The following is a 3916-nucleotide window of genomic DNA, read 5'->3' on the forward strand; positions in this document are numbered from 1 at the left end:
GGGGAGTCCTGAGGCGGGCGGGGAGCGGCCCACCGGGCCGGACGAGGACCGGGGACCCGGACAGGAACCCGGGCGGTGGCCGCGAGACCCGGGCATGGAGAACGGGGGGCCGCAGTGACGGCGACCGGCGACGGCGAGGTGCTGGTGTCGGCGGAGGGGGTGTTCAAGCACTTCCCGATCCGCCAGGGCATCGTGTTCAAGAAGGAGGTCGCGCGCGTCCACGCGGTGGACGGCGTGGACCTGACCGTGCGGCGGGGCGAGACGCTCGGCGTCGTCGGTGAGTCGGGCTGCGGCAAGTCGACCCTCGCGCGCTGCCTGGCGGCCCTGCACCCGGTGAGCGGCGGCCGGATCCTGTTCGAGGGCACCGACATCACCAGGCTGTCGCGGGCCGGCCTGAAGGCGTTCCGGCGCGACGTCCAGATGATCTTCCAGGATCCGTACGGGTCGCTGAACCCGCGCCGCCGGGTCGGCTCGATCATCGGCGACCCGTTCGCGATCCACGGCCTCGCCGACGGCGCCGAGCGCAAGAGCCGCGTCCAGGAGCTGATGGAGCTGGTCGGGCTGAACCCCGAGCACTACAACCGGTTCCCCGCCGAGTTCTCCGGCGGCCAGCGGCAGCGCATCGGCATCGCCCGCGCCCTCGCGCTCAAGCCCAGGCTCATCATCTGCGACGAGCCGGTGTCGGCGCTGGACGTGTCCATCCAGGCCCAGGTCATCAACCTGCTGAAGGACCTGCAGGACGAACTCGGCCTCACCTACGTGTTCATCGCGCACGACCTGTCGGTCGTGCGGTACGTCTCGGACCGGGTCGCGGTCATGTACCTCGGCCGGGTCGTGGAGGACGCCGCCGAGGCCGAGCTGTACGGCGGCCCGCGGCACCCGTACGCCGCGGCGCTGCTGTCGGCGGCGTCGATCGCCGACCCCGACGAGGCCGAGCGCGCCGAGCGGATCGTGCTGACCGGCGACGTGCCGTCCCCGATCGACCCGCCGTCCGGCTGCCGGTTCCATCCGCGCTGCCCGAAGGCGCAGGACCGCTGCGTCACCGACGACCCGCCGCTGGTCGTCCGCGACGGCGACCCGGCCGACCACCTGACCGCCTGCCACTTCCCGGTGGAACCCGGCGAGAGCCTGGCGCGCGAGCACGCCGGCATCAGCCAGGTCTCCACCGAACCGGACCTGCCGGAGGCGACCCCGTGACGAGCCTGTCCGAACTCGAACCCGAGATCGTCCCGCCGGACGCGGTCGAGGCCCGCGTCCGGGGCCGCTCGCCGCTGCAGCTCGCGTGGGCGCGGTTCCGCGACGACAAGGTCGCGCTGGCGTTCCTGGTGATCCTCGCCCTGATCGTCGTGTTCGCCCTGCTCGCTCCGCTGTGGGCGTCCTGGACCGGCCACCCGTACTCGGCGACGTTCCCCAAGGAGGGCCTGGACGTCAACGGGCAGCCGATCGGGCCGTCCGAGGACTTCTGGCTCGGCGCCGACCAGCTCGGCCGGGACGTGCTGGTCCGCGCCGCCTACGGCGCCCGGATCTCGCTGCTGGTCGGCATCGCCGCCGCCGCCCTCGCCTCGGTCGTCGGCGTCCTGGTCGGCACCCTCGCCGGGTACGTCGGCGGCGCGTCCGACGCGATTCTGGCGCGGCTGATGGACATCACCCTCGCGCTGCCGTACTTGCTGATCGCGATCACCCTGGCGGTGACGTTCCAGGTGCAGTCGGTGGCGGCGAGCCTGACGATGACGATCGCGGTGATCGCGTTCTTCTCGTTCGCCGCGACCGGCCGGATCATCCGCGGCCAGGTGATGTCGATCAAGCAGAAGGAGTTCATCGAGGCGGCGCGGTCGCTGGGCGCGGGCCGCTGGCGGATCATGGTCGTGGACGTGCTGCCGAACCTGGTCGCGCAGATCACGGTGCTGGGCTCGCTGCTGATCCCGACCTCGATCGTGTTCGAGTCGACGCTGTCGTTCCTCGGCGTCGGGGTGCGGCCGCCGATGCCGAGCTGGGGCGCGATGCTCGGCGAGGGCAGCGAGGTGTTCCAGACCGCCTGGTGGCTGCTGGTCGTCCCGGCCGTCCTGCTGCTGCTGACGACGCTGTCGTTCAACCTGCTCGGCGACGCGATCCGGGACGCGATGGACCCGCGCGGGGACCGGCAGCCGGGGGGGAAGTGAACCATGCTCCGTTACGTCATCCGCCGCCTGCTGTACGCGGTCCTGGTCCTGTGGCTGGTGTCGACGCTGGTGTTCGCGTTCCTGCACCTGTCGCCGACGTCGGTCGAGCGGACGATCGGCGGGCCGCGCGCGTCCACCGAGACGCTGGAGCAGATCCGCCGCAACCTCGGCCTGGACCGGCCGGTGCTGGTGCAGTACTTCTCCTGGCTCGGGAACCTGGTGAAGGGCGACCTCGGCCAGTCCTACCTGAACGGCACCTCGGTCGCCTCCATCATCGAGAACCGGCTGCCGACCACGCTGTGGCTGGTCGCGGGCGCCGCGGTGATCTGGCTCATCGGGGGCGTCGCGTCCGGGGTGTACTCGGCGACGCACCCGCGGTCGGTCACCGACCGGGGCATCACGGTGATCGTGCTGGTCGGGCTGTCGCTGCCGTCGTTCGTGATGGCGCTGGTGCTGCTGTACGTGTTCTCCACCAAGCTGGGCGAGGCGGGCTTCCCGTACTTCGAGGCGGGGCCGCCGCTGCAGGAGCACTTCCTGCAGCGGATGCTGCTGCCGTGGATCGGCCTGGCGTTCCTGATGGTCGCGACGTACACGCGGCTGACCCGCGGGTCGATGCTGGACGTGATGGGCGAGGACTACATCCGCACCGCGCGGTCCAAGGGCGTCTCGGAGCGCCGGGTGGTGTTCCGGCACGGCCTGCGGTCGGCGCTGACGCCGGTCGTGACGCAGTTCGGCATCGACGTGGGCGCGCTGATCGGCTCGACGATCGTGATCGAGCGGGTGTTCGGCCTGCAGGGCGTCGGGCAGCTGGTGTACCAGTCGATCAACCTCGGCGACACCCCGGTGATCATCGGGGTGACGCTGATGGTGACGCTGTTCGTGGTGGTCGCGAACCTGATCGTGGACATCGGCTACTCGTTCCTGGACCCGCGCGTCCGGCTTTCCTGACCTGGCCGCCTACCGGCCGGCGGAGCCGGTCCGCGCCCAGCCCTCGCGGAGGAAGTCGAACCCGGCGGGTAGGGCGCGGGTCACGAAGTCCCAGTCGTGCTCGCCGGGCAGCACCTGGAGGGTGGACGGGACGCGCGCGCCGTCCAGGAGCCTCTTGAACTGCTGGGAGCTGCCCTCGACGACGGGGTTCCCGTCGTCCCGCCCGACGGCCATGAAGATCCGGACCTGCTTGGCGGCGTCGAGGTGCCGGTCGGGGCTGTTGGCGGCCTCCAGGTCCTCGCGGCCGCCGAACATGTGGTCCGGGTCGTCCACGCCGTAGTAGCCGGCGAGCGACACGACCTGGCCGAACAGGTCGGGGTGGCGGAGCCCGAGGTTCAGCGCGCCGTAGCCGCCCATGGAGAACCCGGCGATCGCGCGGTGCGCGGCGTCGCGCGGACGGGCGCCCTCCACGGCGGGGATGACGGCCTTCAGCAGCCGGCTCTCCACCAGGTCGGACCCGTCGGCGGCGTCGGCCCACTCGGTGTCGTCGTGGTGGTCGCCGTTGCCGTCGGGGACGGCGAGGACGAACGGCTGGCCGCCCTTGGCGAGGTACTTCCTCACCTCGTCGACCAGCCCGTCGTCCACCAGCGTCTTGGGGTCGCCGGGCACGCCGTGCAGGAAGTACACGACGGGCAGCTTGGAGGAGTCGGGCACGTTCGGCCGGTACACGACCAGGTCGTGCGCGGACTTCTCGGCGGGCAGCCGCACCTTGGAGGTGGAGACGCCCACGTGCGCGGGCAGGGCGGGCGGCGGCTCGGCGGTCTCGGCGG

The 3916-nt window shown here is 71.9% G+C and carries 4 protein-coding genes; 3 read left to right on the top strand and 1 reads right to left on the bottom strand.

The window, feature by feature from the left end; all coding sequences use genetic code 11:
- The first annotated feature begins 114 nt into the window (after positions 1–114).
- Genes AB0J52_RS31100 through AB0J52_RS31110 form a run of 3 tightly spaced genes read left to right on the top strand, consistent with a single transcriptional unit; the run spans position 115 to position 3107 of the window.
- Positions 115–1197 (top strand): ABC transporter ATP-binding protein, encoded by a 1083-nt coding sequence (locus tag AB0J52_RS31100; RefSeq protein ID WP_500186289.1) that lies wholly within the window; start codon positions 115–117, stop codon positions 1195–1197.
- Entirely contained in the window at positions 1194–2159 is a 966-nt protein-coding gene (locus tag AB0J52_RS31105; protein WP_500186290.1) for an ABC transporter permease, read from the top strand. The genes AB0J52_RS31100 and AB0J52_RS31105 overlap by 4 nt, the downstream gene beginning before the upstream one ends.
- Positions 2160–2162: 3 nt before the next feature.
- A complete protein-coding gene (locus AB0J52_RS31110; protein WP_500186292.1) occupies positions 2163–3107 on the top strand; it encodes an ABC transporter permease in 945 nt (314 codons plus the stop codon).
- Between the two features lie 9 nt (positions 3108–3116).
- Here AB0J52_RS31110 and AB0J52_RS31115 read toward each other — a convergent pair.
- Positions 3117–3916 (bottom strand): alpha/beta hydrolase (locus AB0J52_RS31115; RefSeq protein ID WP_500186294.1); only part of this gene is annotated, 800 nt, incomplete at its 5' end.

This window comes from Spirillospora sp. NPDC049652 (assembly GCF_040675125.1).
GTDB lineage: Bacteria > Actinomycetota > Actinomycetes > Streptosporangiales > Streptosporangiaceae > Spirillospora.